Below are 23115 nucleotides of genomic sequence, written 5' to 3'. Positions count from 1 at the left end.
ATTTAAATGGGAAGAGAATGTGAAATAACAGGTAAAAAGACGATGTTTGGAAACAATGTTCCAAGAAAAGGACTTGCTAAAAAAAAGGGTGGAGCAGGACAGCACATTGGTGTGAAGACCAAGAGAACTTTTAAGGTAAATTTAATCAATAAAAAATTTTTTGTTCCTGAGCTTAGAAAAAGCGTTAACATTAGGATTTCTGCGAGTGCCTTAAGAAGTATTTCAAAGGTAGGTCTTAGTGTTTTTTTGAAGAAAAATTATAAAAAGATAGAAGATTTTATGTAAAAATTGCATGTTTCCAATTTCAGTTTAATAGTATATTCTCTATTATTAAATATTCATTCTCGTTATTGACGAGTGTGTGGTTTATGAATTCAAATTTTTTGAAAAGCTTATGAATTATGGTCAGTGCGCTTATATTTTCAGGAAATATTTTGTGTGTATTGTAATATTCTAATAAAGTGGATGAATTTGAATTAGGTGTATTTAGGAATTCTTTTAATGTTGTTTCTAGTTGAATGGCTTTTCTTAAGTTTTTAGAGCATGCGATGAAGTGGCAGAGGAATATAAAAGAATTTTCTTCCTTTGTTATAAATGGATTTAAAAATTTACAAAATTCTCTTGAAATTTGATTTTTTGGTTGGCCCAAAATAATAGGGATAATTTTTATATCTTGTGTTATATCTTTAATAAAATTTAATGTAATTTCAATTTTATGGTCATTCTCCATTATTTTGTTTTCTATGCTTGTAAATTCAAGATTTTTTATTAAACTTACTATATCTAGATTAACGTCAATTGTTTTATTAAGGAATTTCCAAGCTTTATGATCTGAGATATTAATTTGTGAATTTTCTTTTGTTTGTGAGAATATAAACACATTCTTTGTATTATGTGTTATTATTTTTTGAAATAGGTCAATCTTATCTAAGAAAAACTCATAAGCACCATAACTACTCAAAAGTGCTTTATGAGTCTTTTTTTTATTTAGGTTGAATGATTTTAATTTAGAATCATTGGTTGAATAAAATATATTATTAACCAAACTGTTTCTTATTTTATCTATATTTTGTGCCCCTTAATTGCTTCTTCTACTGTATTTATTTCCATAAATTCTGTGCCTTTGTTAGTATCTCTATTTGGATTTCCAGAGATAATTACTATGATATCTGAATCTTTAACTATTCCTTGGGCTTTGAGTATTTCAATAGAAGTTACTACAAATTCATTTGTTCTCTTGAAATTGTGATCGACAAGATTAGAATGGACGCCGTAAGAGAGTGATAGTTCTCTTGCTATTCTTTCATTGTTTGTTGTAATAAATAGAGGCACACTTGCTCTATATGTTGCCATTATTCTTGCGGTTCTTCCCTTGAGTGAATCAACAATAATAGCCTTAATAGGCATTATCTTGGTTGCATCAATTGCACATTTAATAATATAGTTTCTAATAAGCTTTTTACTACAGAAAATTTCATCTCGAAATATTGTTTTTTCTCTATATTTTTCGACTTCTCTGGCAATTTTAGTCATCATCTTGACAGCTTCAATTGGATATTTACCATAAGCTGTCTCACCAGATAGCATTATGGCATCAGTTCCATTTAGAATTGCGTTGGCAACATCAGATACTTCTGCTCTTGTAGGTCTTGGATTTTCAATCATTGTGTGCAGCATTTGTGTTGCGGTAATTACAGGTACTCCATATTTAATGCAGGTTTTTGTTATTTTCATTTGTGCTAAAGGAACATCTTCAGCAGGTATCTCAACTCCCATATCGCCTCTTGCAACCATGATTCCATAAGCAGCTTTTGCAATCTCTTCAATGTTATCAATTCCTTCTTGATTTTCAACCTTGGCAATAATTTTAACGTCTGGATTTCCAGCGGCATTTAATATATCTTTAACATCTTGAATATCTTTTTCGTGTCTTACAAATGAGTGAGCAATAAAATCAATATTTTGTTTGGCTGCAAGTTCAATGAATCCTTTGTCTTTCTCAGTGACGGATTTTAGTTTAAGTGAAATTCCTGGTGTGTTGATTGATTTTTTATTTTTGATTTGTCCATCATTTTTAACTTCACAAATTAATCTGTCTTCTAATTTTTCAGTGACAATCATTTCAATTTCGCCATCATCGATAAGGATTTTTGCTCCATTTGGAATTTCATTTACAAATTTATCATAGTTGGTTTGCAATGCATTAGGATCATTGATAGGAGATGTTGAGATTATTATTTTATCTCCTACCTTAACTGTGATAGGCTTTTCAATATTAGCTGTTCTGACTTCTGGTCCTTTTGTATCAATCATTAATGCTATCTTATTTGAAACTTGCCTAACATTGTTTATTACTCTTATTGCATCGTCATGAGATTGATGAGCAGTGTTAAGCCTTATTACGTTTACTCCTGCTTTATATAACTCTTTTATGTGTTCTGGATCACATCTAAGGTCAGATATTGTTGCTACTATTTTTGTTAATTTTTGTATCATTTATTTTTCTCCTACAATGTTAAATTTTATTCTTTTTAATCTTCAATAACAATATTTTTTAAGAACTTGTCATTTTATTTTAAGATCAAGTTAGCGTATATTATAAACTTAACTTTTGTTTTTTAGTTTGTTTAATATTTGTTTGTCTAGTTTGATATTTAAGTTTTTTTCTCTATTGGGTATTACAAGTCCTTTTCCTTCTCCTTTAACTCTTCTTAAATGTTTGACGTTAGTATAGTAAAGATCAGCTTCGCCTGCTTGTCTTGCAGGTTTTGTATAAAATACACATAGGTTTCCTGCATCTATTAAGACTTTAAGAGGAGGTGTTTTGTCCTTTTTGTTTCTGATAAATACGTAAGCACCGGGATAGTCTCTTGTGTGTAGCCAGTAATCATTTCCTTTTGCCCACCTTCTTAAAAGTTCATCATTTTCGTTTGTATTTCTGCCTACAGCAATTTCAAATCCACAAGAGAGAAAATTAAGACCAATAGAGGTCTTTTTTATAATTTTTCGTTTTTTTGTTGTTTTATTTTCGGGGTTACTACAGTATTGTTCATCTGTGCAATTTGCCTTTAATATTAACAGATCGTATTGTGTTCGTGCATATTCTAATTGTTCTTGCATGATCCTTAGGGAATTTTTATTTTTTTTGTATTCTTTAAAGTATTTTAAAGCATTATCTTGAGGAGTTAGTACTTTGTCCAGTATTATTCTAATTTGTTTTCCATTGCTGTTTTCTAAAATGATTTCATCCATACCTTTTTTTATTTTGTTAATATTTGATAAGATTATTTCGCCTTTCTCTTTTTGAGTCTCGATTCTTTTAATTGAATTTATTTGTTTTTCTAAGGCGTTTATTTTCTTTTCTAGGGTTATTTTTTCTTTTTCATATTTTCTTATGAGTAGTTCTGTATTATTTGCTTGGATTTCTTTTGTTTCTAAATCCTCATAGTAATTTTCAATAAATTCGCAGTAGGGTAGTTTATTGTTATATCCATCTTTGAGTTTGACTTCTTGTTTGTCAGTTATATTATTATTTTCAATAATTTCTTTTACTTTTGTGAATATTTCACCTGTAACTTCTCTTGATTTTGGTCTTCTGTAGTATGCATCGAGGATCTTGAGATTTGTGTCTGTAGCAATTATGTTAGGAGATGATGGCCATAACTTTATGAAGATAAGGGTTATTATTTTTTCTTTGATTACTTTAATTAAAATTATTCTTTCATTTTTTATTTGATATACCTCAGATATTTTACCATTTTGAACTTTTGATTTTAAGAATTCAAAAAATCTTAAAGAGGGCTTGATATTTTCAAATTTCTTACTTGTTTTTTGAATCCTTGTTTTTTTTGGATCTAGTGCGATTAATACATTAAAATTTTTTTCATTTATTTCTTTATTATAAAATTCCATAACCAAAGTTTTGTGGTTGGGCTGTTTGATTTTTCTTAAGAATGAATTTTGTAACGGCAGTTCTTTAAGTATGATGTTTATTTCATTGTAGTTTAATGACATTTTTTTTCCTTTTGTCTTTTGATAAATATGTTTATTATTAATTTGCAAAATGTTATATTATAAATGATAACTTATTATAGAAAGTTTTACTTATTGAGTATTAAAGGTAGGGCTTGAAGTGTATTTGTTGTTGAATTTAGCATGGTGAGATGCGATTTTATGGTGAAAAAGATAATATTTATTTTTTGTCCTTGTTTGATTTTCGCTCAAGTATCTTCCAATCAGTATTTCGAGGATGTTTATTCAAAGTACAAGAATATAGAAGATATGCAGGCTAAGATTAACCTGAACATAAAAGGCTTGAAGCAAACAGGAACTTTGTTATATAAATTTCCCGATAAATTTATTATTAGTTTAGATTCAAATAATCAGGTTTTTGTGAGTGATGGTGAAGTTTTAACTGTTTATGTTCCAGCTCTTGGAACTTCTTTTAGACAACAGTTGACTATAGGAAGAGGGGAGAGTGGCTTTATGAAGATTTTAAGTACTGAGTATAGTGTATCTTATACTAATTCTCCCAATTTAGAACCTCTTGATGAATCTGGAGGAAATACAGAGAGTGTTATAAAATTGACTTTTTCAAGACGACTTTATAAGGGGGCTGCTACGATTGATTCCTTTATGATTGCTTTTACTCCAAGTGGTGCAATCAGGAGAGTTATTGCTTATCCTACGGGTGGTGGTCGAGAAATAATTATTGATCTTTTATCTGTGAAGTTTAATGTTGGTATTCCTGATAATAAGTTTAAATATGATCTGCCAAAAACTTCAAATAAGGTGGATAGCTTTTTATATGATATCAAAAAAACTTGAGGTATTGAAAGATGGAAATAAATAATTTCATTAGATTTGGAGATTTTTTAAGGAAAGCTCGAATTGATAAAGGACTGACTCTTGATGTGATATCTGATGATATTAAAATTTCTGTCGAATATCTTAAAGCACTTGAAGATTCTAATGTCGAATTGTTTCCAAATGAAGTTTTAGCTGTGGGATTCTTAAGGACTTATAGTGAGTATTTAGGTGTTGATATTTGGTATGTTTCATCTCTTTTTAAAGAGTATAAAAAAAGACTTAATAGTAGTTATATTGGAATTAAGACTGAGGATCAAAATGGCAATTCAAATTTTGTTAAAGGTAGGCCTGGGGGTAAGTATTTGGATATTGATAAGATAAATTTTCCTAGGAATACTAAGATATTGATAGGAATGATTAGCATTATATTTTTAGTTATTTTAATTGTAAATTTCATTGGGATTAAGCAATTTTTAGGAAAAATTTTCAAAGCAGATAATGTTATAAGACAATCCCCAAAAATTCATGAAGTTCTTTTTGATAGGGAAAGTTTTTGGAATGTTACTCTTGGAGATGGGGATTTTTTGTCCTTAGTATATGGGAATTCTATTGCAAAGTATAAAATCTCTTTTATGAATGATGATTTGATTATTATAAATGATTTAAGAAAGGGAAGATATATTTTTAAATTAGGCGAATCTCGGGAAATAGTTTTGAATGATAATATCAAGGTCAAGATTGTATATGATAACTATTCTCAAGGTGATGTTAAAAAAGCTCATGTAGGCTTAGAATCTTTTATGCTTAATATTGAATATGTGCTTGAAACTAGTCTTGCTAGTAGGTTTAATGTTTTAAATTGGGGCTTTGAAGTTAGTGGTCCTAAGAGTAGAGCAATTAATGAGTATCCTACTTTATATTCTGTTCAAGATATTTCCAGAGTTGATTTAGTAATTAATTTTTTAAATGATACATTTTTAAGATATGCTGATGAGAATAATCTTTATGGTAAATCTTTGCTTGCATCTAAGGGTGTTCCTCTTCATTTAAATTTTGGAAAATCTTTAATACTATTTTTATCAAGACTTTCAGATGTTAATATTTTTCTTCAAGGTAAAGACATTACTTCTATTTTGAAGAATTATGGAAGAGAAGTGATGGCAATCCAATTTTTTTGGTTAAAAACTCCTGGAAGTTTCGAGCTTAAGGTGTCTGAAGTTTATTAATGGATAGAATAGAAAAATTTATCTTTAGTTTAAATTATGATCAGAAAAAAGTTGTTTTAGATGATACTAAGAATCCCATTCTTGTTTTGGCAGGTCCAGGCAGTGGTAAAACAAGGGTTATAACGGCTAAAATAGCTTATTTAATAAAGGAAATGAACTTGAGGCCAGAAGAGATTCTTGCTTTAACATTTACAAATAAAGCTGCAAATGAGATGAATTTGAGACTAAATTATCTTTTTGATTTTAATAAAACCCTACATATTCAGACCTTTCATTCTTTTGGTGTTTGGCTTTTAAGGCTTTACTTTAAAGAATTTGATAAAGATTATGATTCGAATTTTACAATTTGGGATATTAATGATGTTGTTAGATTTATTAAACAAATTGGGCTTGCTTCAACAATTGAGCTTGCAAAGCATGTGGCGTCTTTTATACTTAAGCATAAAGAAAATTGCCTTTTAGATTGTTATTGTAATCTTGATGAGAAGATCCATGGAGATATTAAGTTTTACGAGCAAGAGAAATCTAGAAACAATGCTTTTGATTTTGCTGATCTTATTCTTAAAGCTGTATTGATGTTAAAAAGTTGTCAAGATATCAAGATGAAAGTTCAGAAAAAGTTTAAAGCCATTTTTGTAGATGAATACCAAGATACTAATTATTCACAATTTTTATTTTTAAAAGAGCTTTATTGCAAGGATATGCATTTTATAGTAGTAGGAGATGAGGATCAGTCTATCTATTCTTTCAGAGGGGCTAGAGTTGAAAATATTCTTGAATTTGAAAAAGTATTTAGTAATGTATCTAAATATTTTTTGGTACAAAATTATCGTTCCAGTTTAAGTATTGTTAATGTTGCAAATGATGTTATTTCAAAAAATAGAAATAGGTATAAAAAGTTGATAATTACGAAGAACAAGATAGGAAGGAAGATGAAATTGTTTGTCTTCCAAAATCCTATAGAGGAAGCTGACTATTTTTCTAACTTCCTTCTTGAAGATGAACTTGAGACAGCGATCCTTTACAGATTTAATCATCAATCTTTGCAGTTTGAAAAATCTTTTTTAAAACACAACATTCCACATAAAGTATTAGGTTCAATTAGATTTTATGAAAGAGAGGAGATTAAAGATATAATTTCTTTATTAAGACTTTTTGTAAATAAAAAAGATAAAATTTCTTTCTTAAGAGTCATAAATAAGCCTGCTAGGGGAATTGGGAAAACTACTACGGATAAGATAATTGCAATGTTAAATGATCTTAGTGTCAATCTTGATTTAATTCTTGCAAGTAGAAGAGTTGTTGAGGGTCTTAAAGGTAAAGCAAAAGATTCTCTTGTTGCTTTTTTAAATTTATATGATGATCTAGAAGAGAATATAAAAAGAGCTTCTTATATAAATTTATCTGAATTTATTAAGGATGTTGTAATTAAATCTGGATTTTGGGCTTATTATCAAAAATTTGATAAAGATGAAAAATCTAGAAATATTGATGAACTTATTAGTAGTGGGGTTGAATACTCAGGCAGTTTTGAAGGGCTTGTGATATTTTTGGAAAATTCATCTCTTTCACCTTTAATTCATGGAGATTCTAAGTCTAGCATACTCCTTTCTTCAATTCATGGAGTTAAAGGACTTGAGTTTGATAGAGTAATAATATCTGGGCTTGAGAAAGGTTTATTACCTGCTGAGATTGAGGAATTGACCCAGGAAAGACTTGAAGAGGAAAGAAGGCTTTTTTATGTTGCTATTACTAGGGCTAAATTTGAACTTATTGTTACGATGAATTTGCAGAGGTTTTTTGGAGGTATGCTGAGGAATACGGCTATGTCAGTCTTTTTTCAAGATATTGCCAAAGACAATTATGATATTGTTTTTGTTCCGGAATATTTAAAAAATAATTTCAAATATTTTTTTTCAGGAAGTGTTAATAAAAGCTTTAACATTGGGGATTATATAACTTATAATGGTGAAAATGGTGTAGTGATTGATAAGTGGTATCAAAATAGCGAGCAATTTATTAAAATTAGTCTAAAGAATGGAAGGAAAGCTATTTTAAGCTCGAACTATATTAAAGGACTTTCTAAGATTTAGAGGTGAAATTTGATAGATATTCATTTAGAAGATAGTTTGAAGTTAAGTTTATTAAGATTAGGTAATAGTGAAAAACAGAAGTTTGTCATGAAATTTGAAAAGATCATTGATATGTTAAATAAAATTGCTGAATTTAAAGTAAAAGATGGATTTCAACGAAAAACATGTAAACTTTCTACTTTAAGGAACGATGAGATTTTACCTTCTTTGACTATTGAGTCTATCAAGAATTTTAGTGATGTATTTGTGGATGGTTACTTTTCATCACCTAGAGTACTTGATTAGGAGGGGTATTGAGTTGGATTTAAGAGGTTTAAGTTTAATAAAACTTAGAGAATTAATATTGACTCGAAGCTGCAAGATTTATGATATTATTCTCTTTTATAAAGAGCGTTACGAAGTCAATAAAGATATTAATGGATATATTGAGTTTTTTGATGACGCGTTAGAATTGGCAAAAGAATATGATGAGCTTTTAGGTAAAGGTAAAGAACAAAATTTGCCTTTGATTGGTATGCCCATTGCTGTTAAGGATAATATTTCTATTAAGAATAAAAGCTTAACTTGTGCATCTGAGCTTTTGCAAGGATATGTTTCTCCTTATGATGCAACTGTTATTAAGAGACTTAAAGATAACGGTGCAATTTTAATTGGTAGAACTAATATGGATGAGTTTGCAATGGGATCTTCTTGTGAATTTTCTTATTATGGTGCTACTCTTAATCCTTTAAACAAAGAGTATGTTGTAGGTGGTAGTTCTGGTGGTTCAGGAGCTGTTGTTGCTGGTAATCAGGCTCCTTTTGCACTTGGTAGCGATACTGGAGGGTCTGTTAGACTTCCTGCTTCCTTTTCAGGTTTGATTGGCTTTAAACCTTCTTATGGAGGTTTATCTCGTTATGGACTTGCATCATATGTGTCTTCTCTTGATCAAATAGGATTTTTTGCTAATTCTATTGATGACGTGGCTTTAATATTAAAATATACTTGTGGAATTGACAGAATGGATTCTACTAGCGTAGATATTATCCAAGAACCTTATCCATTGTTGAGTAAGCCTTTATCAGGGATCAAAGTGGCTGTAATTAAAGAACTTAGTGAGGATTTGATGGAAAGAGAGGTTGCCTGCAATTTTTCTAGATTTAAATCTGAACTTTTAAGCAGAGGAGTTGAAATACATGAAGTTTCAATAGAGGCAGTTAATTTTGTACTTTCCCTTTACTATTCAGTATCTCCAGTTGAGGCTGCTTCTAACCTTGCTCGTTATACTTGTCTTCATTATGGAAAAAGGTTGAATGATGAATTAAGTCTTAATGATTTTTACTGTAAGCATAGGAGTTTATTTTTAAGAGAAGAAGTGAAAAGACGTATTGTGCTTGGTAATTATTTGTGCTCAGAAGGTTATGATTTGCAATATTATGCAAAAGCTTGCAAGATTATTGAAAATGTGTTAATTCCAAAGTTCAATGAAATTTTTAGTAGTTGTTCATATATTATTACTCCTACAAGTTTTGTGAAACCTTTTAAAATTGGTGAGAATTTTGATGATCCTATAAAAATGTATTATTCTGATTTATGTACTGTGATTGCTAATCTTATTGGAGTCCCTGCACTTTCTATTCCCTTTGCTAAAGATGATAGGGGCTTACCTATTGGTATGCAGATAATTGGTCAATTTAAGAGAGATTTTGAGCTTTTAAATTTTGTGAAAAATGTAATAGAGGAATTGGGAGTAAATGGAATATAAATTGCTTGTTGGTTTGGAAGTGCATGTGCAATTGGGATTAAAGACTAAAGCTTTTTGCGGATGTAAGAATGATTTTGGTGGAATTCCAAATTCTCGTACGTGTCCGATATGTCTTGGGCTTCCTGGAGCATTGCCCAGTGTAAATAAAGAACTTATTATTAGTGCGATTTTGGCTGGGCATGCTACTAATTCTAAGATTAGAAATATTGTTAAGTTTGATAGAAAGCATTATGCTTATCCTGATTTACCTAAGGGATATCAAATATCACAAAATGATGAGCCAATTTGTGAAAATGGGTTCATCTTAATTGAAATTAGTTCAGGTTTAAAAAAAATTAATATTGATAGGATACATATGGAAGAAGATTCTGGCAAGAGCTTGCATTTGCTTGAGAGTGAGAATCAAAGTTATATTGATTTTAATCGTGCAGGTGCACCATTGCTAGAGATTGTCTCAAAACCAGATATTAATAGTGGAGAAGAAGCTATAGCTTATTTGAGTGCTTTAAGAGAAATTTTCAGATATCTTGATTTGTCTGATTGTAATATGGAAAACGGGTCATTTCGTTGTGATGTTAATGTTAATTTACTTATTAACGAAAACGATATTGAGTATAAAACTCCTATTTCTGAGATAAAAAATTTAAATTCTTTTAAATCAGTGAGGTTGGCAATTGATTATGAAGAGTCAAGGCAAAAAGAAGAGTGGATTTTACACAGAAAAACTTTTGAGAGTGTGGGTAAGCATACAATGGGCTTTGATGATAAAAGAGGTATTACAGTACTGCAAAGGAGTAAAGAAACGATAATTGATTATCGTTATATGAGGGATCCTGATTTGCCTTTAATCGAGCTTGATGATGCTTATATTGAGAGCATAAATTTTGATAGAATGTTAGAGTTGCCTTTTGATGCGAGAATGAGATTAAAAGATCAATATGGTCTTAGTGATTTTGATGTTGTGACTTTAACTTCTGATAAAAATCTAGTTAAATATTTTGAAGAAGCGGCTATGGGTGCGAGTGAACCTAAGAGAGTGGCAAATTGGGTACTATCTGAAGTGTTGAGTGTACTAAATGATAGAGCAATAAGTATACTTGATTTTAATTTATCACCATTATATGTTGGTGAACTTGTTGAATGCATTGTTAATGGCAAGATAAGTGGTAAGATTGCGAAAGAAATATTTTTAGAAATGCTTGATCGAAATGTTTCTCCTTCTGTTATTATTAATGAAAAAAATTTAGAGCAAATAAGTGATGAATCTTTCATTGAATCAGTTGTGCTTGAAGTTTTAAATGAAAATCCTAAATCCATAGCGCTTTATAAGAGAGGTAAGAGTCATTCAATTAAATTTATGATGGGTCAGATCATGCGTAAAACTTCTGGTAAGGCAAATCCCGTTCTTGCAAATGAAATTTTAATGAGCAAGTTAAGGAATGTGTAGCAAGTCTCCATTTAGTTGTTTGCCAATAATTAGAAGAGCAAGGTTTTTTTATCTTTATGATATTAATGGTAACCGGTATTTAGATTTATATTTAAATGGTGGACTGAACTTTCTAGGGCATAGGGTTCAAGGTTTAAATCTTATTATTAAGCAGACTTTTTCAAGAGGTCTTACGGCTTCTTATCCTTCTGTTTTTAGGAAACAGTTTGAAAATATTTTTTTTTCTTTTTTTAAAGAGGCGGGTTCTGTTTATGTTTTTAAGTTTGACAGAGATGCCAGAGATTTTTTATTGTCTTTAACAGGTCAGAGTTGTTTTAGTAATCCTTGGGAAGAAAAACAGGGGGTGTATGAGTTCAAGGTCGGATTTGATAATTTTAGGTATCCTATGCTTATAAATATTCCAATGCCTGGATGCATGTCTATTAGCATCGCTGTGGTAGATAATTTGTCTAGAAAAATCGAATTTAGAGATCTTTTTGATGCTTTGACTTTGGCGGTTGCCAGACATATGCTTACTAAGATTTTGTCTTATGAGAAAAATTTAAAGATTAATTTTGATATTTTTGATACGCCTATTTTTAGACTTATTGGTAGATATATGTTTCCTCTTTATAGTTCTAAGTATCATGATGAAGTTTTTAATGAGTATTTAAAAAATGGCTATTTAATTAGTCCTGTTTTTGATGTTCCTTCTCTTGTTCCTTTAAAATTTTCTAGGGGAGATTTAGATGGGTTTAAAAAAGTTTCTCTGAAGCTATGGGATAAATTTGGCTGTTAGTATTGACAGATTAACTTACAAATAATACAATTAAGAAGCGTAACTTGATAGGATATCTAAGTGAGGGCTATATATTATTATGAATAAGATCACGAATAATAAGACAATATGGATTAAGCCGAAGTATGTAGAGAAAAAATGGTATGTAATTGATGCTTCAGATAAAGTTCTTGGTAAAGTTGCTACAGAAGCTGTTAAAATTTTGAGAGGCAAGCATAAGCCTTATTATACTCCTCACCAGGATTTAGGTGATAATGTTATAATTGTTAATGCTTCAAAGGTTAGACTTACTGGTAAGAAATATTTTCAGAAGATTTATTATAGGCATTCAAGATATCCTGGAGGTCTTTACTCTGATACTTTTAGAACATTATCTGCGAGAAAACCAACGGCTCCTCTTGAAATAGCTATTAAGGGTATGTTACCAAAAGGATCTTTGGGACGTGAGCTTTTTAGAAATCTTAAAGTTTTTGCTGATTCTAAGCATACGTTTACATCTCAAAATCTTTGTAAATTAGAAGCAAATTAAGAGAGGCAAAATGTCAAAGTCAGGTGTTAAGGGTATTAATTTAGGAATGGGTACGGGAAGGCGAAAGTCTTCTGTTGCTAGAATTTATATTAGAGAAGGTAAGGGTGATATTAAGATTAATGGTAAGGATTTTGATTCTTATATTCAACTTGAAAAGTTTAGGACGATTGCTCTATCTCCGCTGGTTTTAACAAAGACTCTTGGTAAGTATGACCTTTATATTAATGTTTATGGTGGGGGTATTTCGGGTCAGGCTGGTGCTATTAGGCATGGTGTTGCAAGAGCCCTTCTTGATCTTGATGAAGAGTATAAGATAGTTCTTAAATCCAATGGATTTTTAACAAGAGATCCAAGGAGAGTTGAACGTAAAAAGTCTGGTAGGAAGAAGGCTAGGAAGAGTTTTCAATTCTCAAAAAGATAAGTATTTGTTTTTATATTTTGTTTGTATGAACTAAGGCCCTCATAAGAGGGCCTTAGTTGTATCATTGTTGTTTTTTAATAGAATAAAAAACATCTTTTCCATGGTATTCAGCAGTACTTCCCAATTCTTCTTCTATTCTTAAGAGTTGATTGTACTTAGCTATTCTGTCTGTTCTTGATAGGGAGCCTGTCTTTATTTGTCCTGTTCCAAGTGCGACAACAAGATCAGCAATGGTTGTATCTTCTGTTTCTCCTGAGCGATGTGAGACTATTGCAGTATATCCTGCTTTTTTTGCCATCTCTACAGCTTCAAAAGTTTCAGTTAATGTTCCAATTTGATTTACTTTAATGAGGATTGAATTTGCAACTTTCATTTCAATTCCTTTCTTAAGGAAAGATGTGTTTGTTACAAATAAATCGTCTCCAACAAGTTGAACTTTATTTCCAATCCTATCTGTAAGTTTTTTCCATCCATCCCAGTCTTCTTCAGCCATGCCATCTTCAATTGATATAATAGGATATTTTTCTACCCATTTTGCCCAATATTCAACCATTTCTTCAGAAGTGAGTTCTTCTTTTGTTGACCATCTAAGTACATATTTTTTTGTTTTTGAATCATATAATTCAGACGTTGCTGGATCAAGAGCGATTGCGATATCTGTGCCAGGTGTATATCCTGCATTTTTGATGGCTTCCATAATGACTTCACAAGCTTCTTCGTTTGATTTTAAATTTGGTGCGAATCCACCCTCATCTCCAACGGATGTTGTGTATCCTCTTTTGCTTAAAATACCTTTGAGTGTGTGAAAAACTTCAGCAGACATTCTTATAGCATCACTAAAAGTTTTTGCTCCAATTGGCATTATCATAAATTCTTGAAAATCAATGCAGTTATCAGAGTGGGCACCGCCATTTATAATGTTACACATAGGTGTAGGTAAAATGTTAGCTTTGTAGGCACCAAGATATTGATAAACTTTTAACCCAAGGTGTTCAGCTGCTGCTCTAGCCGTAGCCATTGAAACTGCAAGGATAGCATTAGCTCCAAGTTTTGATTTATTAGGAGTTCCATCAAGTTCGAGCATCTTTTTGTCTATTTCTACTTGGTTTAAAGCACTCATTCCTTCAAGTTCTGGAGAGATAATATTTATTATATTTTCAACTGCTTTGAGTACTCCTTTACCCATATAAACAGATTGATTGCCATCTCTTAATTCAACAGCTTCATTTGTTCCTGTTGATGCGCCTGATGGAACAGCTGCTCTACCTATAGAACCATCTTCGAGTATTACATCTGCTTCTACGGTTGGATTTCCTCTAGAATCAATTATTTGCCTAGCTTTTATTTCATAAATATGAAAGCCCATTTTACACTCCTTATTGGTTAATATTTGTATATTTACTTTAGTATATGTTTTCAGTATAATAGCAAATTAGACAAATGTGTAGTATTTTGATAAAAGAATTGTTTATTGAATTTTACAATTAAATTGTGGAAAGGATGTTGAGACGGTTATTTTATTTTATATTCTTTTTCTTGGGTATTGGTAATATTTGCTCAAAGACTCATGTGATTGAAAATTTTGATTTGTCTTTAAATGAATTTTTGGAAGTTTCAACTAGAAAGGATAGTTTAGAGCCAATTGTTGATTCTAAGAGAGTCATTATGTTTTATCCTTCTAATAAGTGCATTAGGAAAATTTTTGCTGCTTTTGATTTTGATAGTTATACAAAAAAGTACTTATTTAAGAAAAACAAATATGGACTTTTTTTTGTAAAAGTAAATCTTCCCCATGGAGTTGGTAGGATTCAGTATAGGCTTGTTGTAGATGGTATTTGGACAAATGATGAATATAATAGAAATGTAGTGTTTAATAAAGATTTAATACCATTCTCTATAATTGATATAGATGTAGATCATAGTTATGTGTCTTTACGAAATCCAATTGATTCTTCTGATGGTAGAGAAGTTGAAATTTTTTATATAGGTCGTCCTGGACAGATTGTTACAATAGCTGGCAACTTTAATAATTTTAATCCATTTTTAAATAGATTGGTTGAACAAGAACCCTATAAAGGTGTATATACTATTAAGCTTAAAGATCTTCCTAAGGGTAGAATTTATTATTATTTTGTCGATTCTGGAAATAAAGTTATAGATAAGAATAATGTTAATAGGATTAATCTGTATTCGGTTGAAGGTATTGATAATAAGATAGATTTTGAAGTCTCTTATTTCGATAATTAAATTTAAGGTAGAGGAGAGAACTAAAATTCTTGTAGTAATCCTTAAATATAATCGTCTGGAGATAAGCATTAACTAAACTTAAATAAATAGCGTAAGGTATATAAATTTGAAAAGGAAAATTTTAGATTAAGAACGAGTAAAATTTTAACCTTTTGTTTGCATTAAGTCTCATTTTTATTTAACAGGCTGTTCATTTCATCAAAAAGATACTTAGATACAAAATGATCTTTTTCTACTTCTTCAAGAGGTGCATTTTCTGGTGTTAAGGATGTGTTTCGTATAGTTGTTAGAGATGGTTCATCAAGTTTGATAGTTTTAGTTTTGATTTTTTCAGGATCAATTTCAGGAATAGATGCTATTAATGTTTTTGTGTATGGATGCTTAGGGTTTGAGAATAAAATTTCTCTAGGTGCAATTTCTAGGATGACCCCCATGTACATTACTGCAATTTTATCGCTCATGTATTTTACTACTGCCAAGTCGTGAGAGATAAATAGATAAGATAGACTCAATTCTTTTTGTAAATCTTTAAGCAAATTTAAAATTTGTGCCCTTATTGATACATCTAGCGCAGATACAGCTTCGTCTAGCAGTAATAGCTTTGGATTTAAAGCAAGTGCTCTTGCTATTCCTATTCTTTGTCTTTGTCCTCCTGAAAATTCATGTGGATATCTAGATAACATGCTTTTTGCAAGTCCGGTAAGATTCATTAATTCATTTACTCTTTTTTCTATTTCTTGTTTAGTTTTTGGAAGGATTTTGTTTTCATTGTATATCACTAATGGTTCTTCTATTATCTCTCTTATTGTCATTCTTGGATTGAGAGATGTGTGTGGGTCTTGGAATACCATTTGCATGTCTTTTCTTGTCTTTAGAAGTTCTCTTTTTGATAGTTTAGTCATATCTTTTCCATTGAAATATATGCTACCAGATGTTGGTCTGTGGAGTTGCATTATTGTTCTTAAGGTTGTTGATTTTCCACAGCCAGATTCCCCAACAAGTCCTAATGTTTTGTTACGTTCAACTTCAAAGCTTATACCATTTAAAGCATTTACTTTACGCTTATTTTTCCAAAATAAAAAGTCTTCTCCAATTGTGAATGTTTGTACTAAGTTTTCCACCTTAAGAATTATGTCTTTTTCATTTTTCATTTAGCATTCTCCAATTCCATTTTTAGTAGTTTCGATAGGATAATCTTTCATTGAATAGAGTTTTTCATTTGGATCCTTATCAAGAGTAAGTATTGATTTTAAAAGTCCAATTGTGTATGGATGTTTGGGATTTTTAAATATTTCTTGTACTGTACCTTCTTCTACAAATTTTCCTTGGTGCATTACAGAAACTGTGTCACATACTTCTGCAACCACTCCTAGATCATGGGTTATTAATATAGTAGAGGTATTGAATTTTTTAGATAAGCTTTTAATGAGTAGTAATATTTGTTCTTGGATTGTAACATCAAGGGCTGTGGTAGGCTCATCTGCAATTAATAATGATGGGTGGCAACTCAGAGCCATTGCAATCATAACTCTTTGTCTCATTCCTCCTGAAAATTGATGTGGATAATATTCTATTTTTTCTTCTGCGTTAATAACACCAACTGTTTTTAGCATTTCTATTGCTTTTTGCTTTGCTGTTTTTTTATCTAATTTCTGATGTATCATTATTGTTTCTTCGATTTGTGTGGATATTCTTAAGTATGGGTTTAAAGAAGTCATTGGATCTTGGAATATCATTGCTATTTTATTTCCCCTAATGTTTTGAATCTCTTGTTCGCTAAGCTTTAGTAGGTCTTGCCCTTCAAATATTATTTCTCCATTTTGATATACTGTTGTGGATGGCAATAGTTTTAATATTGCCATGCTTGTAACGGATTTTCCACTTCCAGATTCTCCAACAATAGCCCTAATTTCTCCTTTTTTAATCCTTAAGTTTATATTGTTTACAGGATTTATTGTTGTATGTTTTAACTTAAATTCAATTGCTAAGTTTTTTATTTCTAGTATATAGTCTTCTTTCATTTAGTTGCTCCTAAAGATTGTCTTTTGGATCAAGCGCATCTCTTAATCCGTCGCCTAAAAAGTTCATGAATAGTAGGAATATTGTCATAACTGCTGCTGGGATGAAAATTTTCCATGGGTATTCAATGAATGTTGGAACTCCATTTTTTATTAATTCTCCCCAACTTGTCATTGGAGCTGATATTCCAAGGCCTAGAAATGATAAAAATGATTCGAGCATAATAAATGATGGGACGTTCATTGTTGTGATAATTACTATCATGCCAAGGCTATTAGGAATTAAATGTTTGAATATCATTCTTCTATTTGTTGCGCCTAGCGTTCTAGCAGCTTGTATAAATTCAGATTTTGCAAGTGATTTTACTTGACCTCTTACAATCCTAGAAATTGTTAGCCATGAAATAATACTAATTGCAATAAATAATCCAATAATATTCCTTTCCATAACAGTCATTAAAGTGATTATGACAAGCAAAGTGGGTAGGACATAAAGGATTTCAATTATTTTTGTTATTATTTTGTCGATAATACTACCAAAAAAACCTGCTATTGCACCTATTATGGTGCCTATAATCATTGATATAAATGCTCCTATAAATCCTATAGATATTGATATCTGACTTCCTTGTATTATTCTTGCAAGCAAGTCTCGTCCAAGACTGTCTGTTCCTAGTAAATATATTCTTTTGTGTATTTTAACTTCTTTTCCATTAATTTTTTGAATATCAGTTTCTATTTTATTTTTTATGTCTTCTAATTTTGCTTTTTCTTCTTCATTTATTTCTCGTTTTTCTTTTGATGATAATCTTTTTATAAAGTTGAGTTCCTTTTCATACCAGAGTTGTCCAGCATGCCTAAAAGATGGTGGCAAATCCGCATGTTCTACTACTTGAGTGTAGTATTTGTATGTTGGTAGTATTGGCTGAAGTATTGCGATTAAGACGTAAAATCCAATGATAAATATACTGGAAAATGCGAGTTTGTTTTCCTTGAATCTTAACCAAGCTCTTTTGTTTGCTGTTTGGATTTCAAAATGTGTGTCTTGTTCCTCATATTTGTTCATTTTGTTCTCCTATATTCTTGGGTCAAGTCTTTTGTAGGTAATATCAGATATTAAAATGGAAATGAGCAATATTGTTGAATATACTAATAGTGAACCCATGAGTAGAGGGTAATCTCTGTTTAGAGATGCTTCTACTGTAAATGTACCCATTCCAGCAATTCTAAATATTTGTTCAATAACCATACTGCCAGAAATTATGCCAGCAAATGCAGGGCCTATATAACTTACTATAGGTAGTATGGAGCCTATTAATACATGCTTTCTTATTATTACATTAAAGCTTAATCCTTTAGCTTTTGCTGTTCTTACAAAATCGCTCTTTAGTATTTCTAACATAGAACCTCTAATAATGCGTGTAAAAATCGCTATCCATGGCAAACTCATTGTTAATATTGGCATAATTAAATTTGTAAGACCTCCACGTTCTGAGATCCATCCAGAAGTATATAATAATTTCAACTTGACAGATAGAAAATATTGTAAAACAGGTCCAATTACAAAGGTGGGTACGGAAAGTCCAAATATTGCTACTGTTCTTATTATATAGTCGGTGGGAGTATTTTTATTGATTGCTGCCAATGATCCAAGAAAAATTCCGAGTGTAAGAGACGTTATTAAACTTATTATTCCGATTGTAAATGACTTAGGAAATCCTAATTTTATGTATTGATTTACATTAAAATCTTTCTTTGCTAATGATGGTCCAAAGTCTCCTTTTAAAATGTTTGTGATGTAGTAGTAAGCTTGTATATAAAAAGGTTTGTCAAGATGGTATTTTTGCATTAGTTTTTCTTTTACTTGGGGGTCTATAGGTTTTTCAGAATCAAATGGATTTCCGGGAGCAAGTTTCATTATTAAAAAACACAAAAAAGTTATTACTATTAAAGTTGGTATTGCTTCCATTAACTTTTGCACAGTAAACTTTAACATAGTAGCTCCTATTTTGATAGAAATTTTTATTGTATAATTAATCATTATAACATATCAAATTGCATATTTTTCAAAAAAGTCTAAATTTATTTTATTTGTTTTGCAAATTAGTGTTTATTTGTGTGTAATGATTTTTTTAAATATCGTTAATGAACAGACATCCACTAGGATATTTATGGTAGATGTCTGTTCATTTGTTATTTGATTATTTTCTTTTAAGTTCAGAGAAATAAAATCTTTCTGAAATATTAGGTGACCAACCAGTCCATTTATCATTTCTGAATAAGTAATTTCCTGCATATATGTATATTGGTGCAATGGGAAAATCTTGTTCTATAATTATTGCCTCGGCTTTTCTTAAAATATCTTGTCTTTTAATTGGATCTTGTTCTATATCAGATTGATTTATTAAATTTTCATACTCTTTGTTAAAGTATTCATATGATGAAAAGTGGGAAAACTCTTTTTGAAATAAGCTTAAGAATGTTAATGGATCTGAGTAGTCTCCTATCCAACCAGCTCTTGCTATTTCATAGTTTCCCTTTTGTTTAGTTTCTAAGAATGATGCCCATTCTTCGTTTTCAAGTTTAACTTTGATATTTAAAATTCTTGCCCATTGATTTTGAATAAATTCAGTAATTTTTTTGTGACTTTCACTTGTATTATATTTGATTGTTAGTTCAGGAAAACCTGCACCATCAGGATAACCAGCTTCAGCTAGTAGTTGTTTTGCGCTATTTGGATCAAATAATTTTAGTGGTTTTCCGTAAGAATAGTGATTAAAGGTTGGGGTTATATTTCTTGTAGGAATAGAGCCATTGTTTATAACTTTTTTCATTAATGTTTCTCTATCAATCGCAAGTGTTAAAGCTTTTCTGACTTTTACGTTGTCAAGTGGCTTAATTTGTGTGTTAAATGAAAAGTAGTAAAGACCATTAATAGCAGATGAGTAATAATCATTTCTTAGTTTTATTTCTTTTATTAAGTCAGGTGGGATAATTGAGAGTGCATCTATTTCGTTATTTTCATACATTCTGTATGCAGTTGAAGCATCAGTTATTGTATAGAAAATTACTTCTTGTAATTCAACATCTTTAGATTTATAGTACTTATCATTTTTTTCAAGTACTATTTTTTCGTTTGGGATTCTTTCCTTTAATTTGTATGCGCCACTTACTACCATATTTTCAGGTTTTGTCCAGTCATTTCCATATTTTTCAATAGCATGAATTGGTATTGGTGTGAATGTTTGATGAACTAGCATGTCGAGAAAGTAAGGTTTTGGAGCAATTAAAGTTATCTCTAAAGTTGAATTATCTATAGCTCTGATACCGAGTTCCGATTCCGATATTTTATCCTCGTAGTAATCTTTTGCATTTTTGATTGTTGACTTCACCATACCAACATAATTTGATGCTGTTTCTTTGTTTAATATTCTAAGGTAAGACTTGCGAATACCCTCAGCAGTAATAGGAACTCCATCGCTCCAGATAACACCTTCTCTTAAGTGAAATGTATATACGGTTCCATCATCAGATATATCCCACGATTTAGCTAATCCTGGTTTGTATCCGCCAGTTTTTGAATCGCCTTCTACTATGCCACTAAACATTTGTGCAATTATATGGGCACCTATTTTATCTTCAGCTAATTGAGGGTCTATTGATTTAGGTTCTCCTCCCATTGTGATTTTGAATGATGAATGTTCTTTGCTGTTTTCCTTGCTACAGGATAAAATAGCTATGAAGAAAAATATTATAAATAGCTGTTGTTTTATTTTCATTCTTTTATCTCCTGTCTATTAAAGTTACCCCTAACCCAACTAAAAGTTTTTCCAACTAAAAGTTTTAGTTGAACCATTTAATTTATTGATAAGAAAATTAATTATACCATAGATTATTTATAAGTATAAAGAGATCAATGAGGGAAGCCTACAATATAGGATATTGTGAGATAATGGATGAGATTATATTAGGTAAATAGTATAATTTACGGGATAAAATAATTAACTACTATTAAATAGAAATACAACTACAGAAAATTTGAAGTGATTTTACAATCTAAGATTATGTTACACTTACCACTCCTATAAACTAATCTATAGAAGTGGTAGATCTTTTGTTATTTTTCTTATTACTTTATTAACTCTTAAGTTATTATCATTTTGTTAATTAGTATATTCTCTCTTATATTTTATTTCTTCATAGAGATAAGCTTCTGCAACATTAGGAATCCAATTAGTCCATTTATCATTTCTGAATAGATAGTGTGATTTAAGTATTGATAATGGAGCTATGGGGAAGTCTTGTTCTATGATTATTGCCTCAGCTTTTCTTAAGATTTCTTGCCTTTCTATTGGATCTTTTGCAAAATTAGATTGTTTTATTAAATTGTCATATTCTTTGTTTGAATAACCATATGCTCCAAATCCTTGATTTTCTGTTGTAAATAGACTTTCAAGGAATGTTAGTGGATCCATATAATCTCCTGCCCATCCCATATGTGACATTTGGTAATTACCTATATTTCTATTGCTTAGGAATGTATTCCACTCTTCAATTTCAATTTCGATGTTGATGTTTAGTACTTTTTTAAATTGTTCTTGTAAGAACTCTGCGGTTATTGCCATTCCATCGCGTTTTGGGGTCTTATATTTAAGAGTAGGAAAGCCTTCTCCGTTAGGGTAGCCAGCTTCAGCTAGTAGTTGTTTTGCTCTATTTGGGTCAAATAATTTTAATTGTTTTCCGTAAGAATAGTTTTCCAAATTTGGGGTTAAGTTTCTTGTTGGTTCTGATTGTCCTTTTAGAGTAATCTTGTTGAGTGCTTCTCTGTCAATGGCAAGACTTAAAGCCTCCCTAATCTTTACATTATCAAGTGGCTTAGCATTGATATTAAATGACAGGTAGTTTACTCTGTTTATAGGGTGAGAATAGTAATCATTTCTTAGCCTAGCTTCATCTAAATATTCTGTTGATATTTTCATTAAAAAGTCAAGCTCATCATTTATGTACATATTATAAGCAGTATTGGTTTGTACCTGATAAAATATTACTTCGTCTATGTCAACATTTAAAGCATTATAGTACTTATCATTTTTTTCAAGCACTATTTTTTCGTTTGGGATTCTTTCCTTTAATTTGTATGCGCCACTTACTACCATATTTTCAGGTTTTGTCCAGTCATTTCCATATTTTTCAATAGCATGAATTGGTACTGGTATGAATGTTTGATGGATTAGCATGTCAGGAAAGTAAGGTTTTGGAGCAATTAAAGTTATTTCTAAGGTTGAATTATTTATAGTTCTGATACCAAGTTCCGATTCCAATATTTTACCCTCAAAGTAATCCTGTGCATTTTTGATTGTTGACTTTACCATATCGACATATTGTGAACCTGTTTCTTTATTTAATATTCTAAGGTAAGACTTGCGAATACCTTCAGCAGTAATAGGAACTCCATCACTCCAAATGACACCTTCTCTTAAGTGAAATGTATATACAGTTCCATCATCAGATATATCCCACGATTTAGCTAGTCCTGGTTTATGTCCCCCGGTTTTTGTATCTCTTGTTGTTAAACCTGCAAATGTGTTCATAATTATGTTAAATGATTGAGAAGATGTAGCAAGTTGGGGATCCAGTGAATCGGGCTCAGCTTCATTCGTTACCCTAAATGTTATTTTATCTTTCTGCTCATCATTGGAACAGGAAGCTAACCATGCAATCAAAAAAGATAAAATAATTATTATTTTGTATTTCATAATTCATTCTCCTTATTTCATTAAGTGTTTTTTATGTTTCTTTTGAA

General features: G+C 30.6%; 21 protein-coding genes. 11 read left to right on the top strand and 10 right to left on the bottom strand.

Translation table 11 applies throughout. The features are described from left to right. Nucleotides 1-6 precede the first annotated feature (6 nt). Entirely contained in the window at nucleotides 7-285 is a 279-nt protein-coding gene (gene rpmB, locus N187_RS01690) for a 50S ribosomal protein L28 (RefSeq protein WP_025419546.1), read from the top strand. A gap of 19 nt (nucleotides 286-304) precedes the next feature. On the opposite strand, the gene amrB is transcribed toward rpmB, so the two are convergent. The 3 genes from amrB to N187_RS01675 form a co-directional block, all read right to left on the bottom strand. Beyond that, nucleotides 305-1045: an AmmeMemoRadiSam system protein B gene (gene amrB / locus N187_RS01685; RefSeq protein ID WP_025419545.1), complete on the bottom strand. Its 741-nt coding sequence runs from the start codon at nucleotides 1043-1045 to the stop codon at nucleotides 305-307. Nucleotides 1046-1062: 17 nt separating this feature from the next. Then, on the bottom strand, nucleotides 1063-2496 hold the full coding sequence (gene pyk, locus N187_RS01680) for a pyruvate kinase (protein WP_025419544.1): 1434 nt from the start codon (nucleotides 2494-2496) through the stop codon (nucleotides 1063-1065). Nucleotides 2497-2604: 108 nt separating this feature from the next. Further along, the gene (locus N187_RS01675; protein ID WP_025419543.1) at nucleotides 2605-4014 is read right to left on the bottom strand and encodes an NFACT RNA binding domain-containing protein; all 1410 of its coding nucleotides are present in this window, start codon (nucleotides 4012-4014) and stop codon (nucleotides 2605-2607) included. Nucleotides 4015-4173: 159 nt separating this feature from the next. On the opposite strand from N187_RS01675, the gene N187_RS01670 reads away from it, so the two are divergent. The 9 genes from N187_RS01670 to rpsI all read left to right on the top strand — a co-directional run bounded on the left by N187_RS01670 (nucleotide 4174) and on the right by rpsI (nucleotide 13047). Then, nucleotides 4174-4827, top strand: a complete 654-nt coding sequence (locus tag N187_RS01670; RefSeq protein ID WP_025419542.1) for a LolA family protein — start codon at nucleotides 4174-4176, stop codon at nucleotides 4825-4827. Between the two features lie 11 nt (nucleotides 4828-4838). Further along, entirely contained in the window at nucleotides 4839-6035 is a 1197-nt protein-coding gene (locus tag N187_RS01665; protein ID WP_025419541.1) for a helix-turn-helix domain-containing protein, read from the top strand. Further along, the gene (locus N187_RS01660) at nucleotides 6035-8128 is read left to right on the top strand and encodes an ATP-dependent helicase (protein WP_025419540.1); all 2094 of its coding nucleotides are present in this window, start codon (nucleotides 6035-6037) and stop codon (nucleotides 8126-8128) included. The genes N187_RS01665 and N187_RS01660 overlap by 1 nt, the downstream gene beginning before the upstream one ends. Nucleotides 8129-8137: 9 nt before the next feature. Then, nucleotides 8138-8413, top strand: a complete 276-nt coding sequence (gene gatC / locus N187_RS01655) for an Asp-tRNA(Asn)/Glu-tRNA(Gln) amidotransferase subunit GatC (protein ID WP_025419539.1) — start codon at nucleotides 8138-8140, stop codon at nucleotides 8411-8413. Between the two features lie 13 nt (nucleotides 8414-8426). Then, a complete protein-coding gene (gene gatA, locus N187_RS01650) occupies nucleotides 8427-9872 on the top strand; it encodes an Asp-tRNA(Asn)/Glu-tRNA(Gln) amidotransferase subunit GatA (protein ID WP_025419538.1) in 1446 nt (481 codons plus the stop codon). Then, a complete protein-coding gene (gene gatB / locus N187_RS01645; RefSeq protein WP_025419537.1) occupies nucleotides 9862-11319 on the top strand; it encodes an Asp-tRNA(Asn)/Glu-tRNA(Gln) amidotransferase subunit GatB in 1458 nt (485 codons plus the stop codon). The genes gatA and gatB overlap by 11 nt, the downstream gene beginning before the upstream one ends. Then, nucleotides 11312-12097, top strand: a complete 786-nt coding sequence (locus N187_RS01640; protein ID WP_075550309.1) for a hypothetical protein — start codon at nucleotides 11312-11314, stop codon at nucleotides 12095-12097. The genes gatB and N187_RS01640 overlap by 8 nt, the downstream gene beginning before the upstream one ends. Nucleotides 12098-12176: 79 nt before the next feature. Next, complete coding sequence (gene rplM / locus N187_RS01635; protein ID WP_038443373.1) at nucleotides 12177-12626, top strand: 50S ribosomal protein L13; 450 nt, start codon at nucleotides 12177-12179, stop codon at nucleotides 12624-12626. 10 nt (nucleotides 12627-12636) lie between these two features. Further along, nucleotides 12637-13047, top strand: a complete 411-nt coding sequence (gene rpsI / locus N187_RS01630; protein WP_025419535.1) for a 30S ribosomal protein S9 — start codon at nucleotides 12637-12639, stop codon at nucleotides 13045-13047. A gap of 61 nt (nucleotides 13048-13108) precedes the next feature. Here rpsI and eno read toward each other — a convergent pair whose 3' ends face one another. Beyond that, the gene (gene eno, locus N187_RS01625; protein WP_025419534.1) at nucleotides 13109-14413 is read right to left on the bottom strand and encodes a phosphopyruvate hydratase; all 1305 of its coding nucleotides are present in this window, start codon (nucleotides 14411-14413) and stop codon (nucleotides 13109-13111) included. Nucleotides 14414-14547: 134 nt separating this feature from the next. Between eno and N187_RS01620 the strand changes: the two genes are divergently transcribed. Further along, nucleotides 14548-15294 carry an early set domain-containing protein gene (locus N187_RS01620; RefSeq protein ID WP_038443370.1) on the top strand — a complete coding sequence of 249 codons (747 nt, stop codon included), beginning with the start codon at nucleotides 14548-14550 and terminating at the stop codon, nucleotides 15292-15294. 161 nt (nucleotides 15295-15455) lie between these two features. Here N187_RS01620 and N187_RS01615 read toward each other — a convergent pair whose 3' ends face one another. The 6 genes from N187_RS01615 to N187_RS01590 all read right to left on the bottom strand — a co-directional run bounded on the left by N187_RS01615 (nucleotide 15456) and on the right by N187_RS01590 (nucleotide 23068). Further along, nucleotides 15456-16445, bottom strand: coding sequence for an ABC transporter ATP-binding protein (locus N187_RS01615; protein ID WP_025419532.1), 990 nt, complete (start codon nucleotides 16443-16445; stop codon nucleotides 15456-15458). Further along, on the bottom strand, nucleotides 16446-17315 hold the full coding sequence (locus N187_RS01610) for an ABC transporter ATP-binding protein (protein ID WP_025419531.1): 870 nt from the start codon (nucleotides 17313-17315) through the stop codon (nucleotides 16446-16448). Between the two features lie 10 nt (nucleotides 17316-17325). Beyond that, nucleotides 17326-18378 carry an ABC transporter permease gene (locus tag N187_RS01605; RefSeq protein ID WP_025419530.1) on the bottom strand — a complete coding sequence of 351 codons (1053 nt, stop codon included), beginning with the start codon at nucleotides 18376-18378 and terminating at the stop codon, nucleotides 17326-17328. Between the two features lie 9 nt (nucleotides 18379-18387). Then, complete coding sequence (locus N187_RS01600; protein ID WP_025419529.1) at nucleotides 18388-19308, bottom strand: ABC transporter permease; 921 nt, start codon at nucleotides 19306-19308, stop codon at nucleotides 18388-18390. A gap of 205 nt (nucleotides 19309-19513) precedes the next feature. Further along, a complete protein-coding gene (locus tag N187_RS01595; RefSeq protein WP_025419528.1) occupies nucleotides 19514-21091 on the bottom strand; it encodes a peptide ABC transporter substrate-binding protein in 1578 nt (525 codons plus the stop codon). Between the two features lie 384 nt (nucleotides 21092-21475). Continuing rightward, entirely contained in the window at nucleotides 21476-23068 is a 1593-nt protein-coding gene (locus tag N187_RS01590) for a peptide ABC transporter substrate-binding protein (RefSeq protein WP_025419527.1), read from the bottom strand. Nucleotides 23069-23115 lie beyond the last annotated feature (47 nt).

It is taken from the genome of Borrelia anserina Es, from assembly GCF_001936255.1.
GTDB lineage: Bacteria > Spirochaetota > Spirochaetia > Borreliales > Borreliaceae > Borrelia > Borrelia anserina.
This window is presented reverse-complemented; position numbering and strand designations above follow the sequence as displayed.

What these genes read in the sequence shown, in the direction of transcription:
- rpmB (WP_025419546.1), top strand. Translation starts at nt 7, where the DNA reads ATGGGAAGAGAATGTGAAATAACAGGTAAAAAGACGATGTTTGGAAAC.
- pyk (WP_025419544.1), bottom strand. Translation starts at nt 2,496, where the DNA reads ATGATACAAAAATTAACAAAAATAGTAGCAACAATATCTGACCTTAGA.
- N187_RS01675 (WP_025419543.1), bottom strand. Translation starts at nt 4,014, where the DNA reads ATGTCATTAAACTACAATGAAATAAACATCATACTTAAAGAACTGCCG.
- N187_RS01670 (WP_025419542.1), top strand. Translation starts at nt 4,174, where the DNA reads ATGGTGAAAAAGATAATATTTATTTTTTGTCCTTGTTTGATTTTCGCT.
- N187_RS01665 (WP_025419541.1), top strand. Translation starts at nt 4,839, where the DNA reads ATGGAAATAAATAATTTCATTAGATTTGGAGATTTTTTAAGGAAAGCT.
- N187_RS01660 (WP_025419540.1), top strand. Translation starts at nt 6,035, where the DNA reads ATGGATAGAATAGAAAAATTTATCTTTAGTTTAAATTATGATCAGAAA.
- gatB (WP_025419537.1), top strand. Translation starts at nt 9,862, where the DNA reads ATGGAATATAAATTGCTTGTTGGTTTGGAAGTGCATGTGCAATTGGGA.
- N187_RS01640 (WP_075550309.1), top strand. Translation starts at nt 11,312, where the DNA reads ATGTGTAGCAAGTCTCCATTTAGTTGTTTGCCAATAATTAGAAGAGCA.
- rplM (WP_038443373.1), top strand. Translation starts at nt 12,177, where the DNA reads ATGAATAAGATCACGAATAATAAGACAATATGGATTAAGCCGAAGTAT.
- rpsI (WP_025419535.1), top strand. Translation starts at nt 12,637, where the DNA reads ATGTCAAAGTCAGGTGTTAAGGGTATTAATTTAGGAATGGGTACGGGA.
- eno (WP_025419534.1), bottom strand. Translation starts at nt 14,413, where the DNA reads ATGGGCTTTCATATTTATGAAATAAAAGCTAGGCAAATAATTGATTCT.
- N187_RS01620 (WP_038443370.1), top strand. Translation starts at nt 14,548, where the DNA reads ATGTTGAGACGGTTATTTTATTTTATATTCTTTTTCTTGGGTATTGGT.
- N187_RS01615 (WP_025419532.1), bottom strand. Translation starts at nt 16,445, where the DNA reads ATGAAAAATGAAAAAGACATAATTCTTAAGGTGGAAAACTTAGTACAA.
- N187_RS01610 (WP_025419531.1), bottom strand. Translation starts at nt 17,315, where the DNA reads ATGAAAGAAGACTATATACTAGAAATAAAAAACTTAGCAATTGAATTT.
- N187_RS01605 (WP_025419530.1), bottom strand. Translation starts at nt 18,378, where the DNA reads ATGAACAAATATGAGGAACAAGACACACATTTTGAAATCCAAACAGCA.
- N187_RS01600 (WP_025419529.1), bottom strand. Translation starts at nt 19,308, where the DNA reads ATGTTAAAGTTTACTGTGCAAAAGTTAATGGAAGCAATACCAACTTTA.
- N187_RS01595 (WP_025419528.1), bottom strand. Translation starts at nt 21,091, where the DNA reads ATGAAAATAAAACAACAGCTATTTATAATATTTTTCTTCATAGCTATT.
- N187_RS01590 (WP_025419527.1), bottom strand. Translation starts at nt 23,068, where the DNA reads ATGAAATACAAAATAATAATTATTTTATCTTTTTTGATTGCATGGTTA.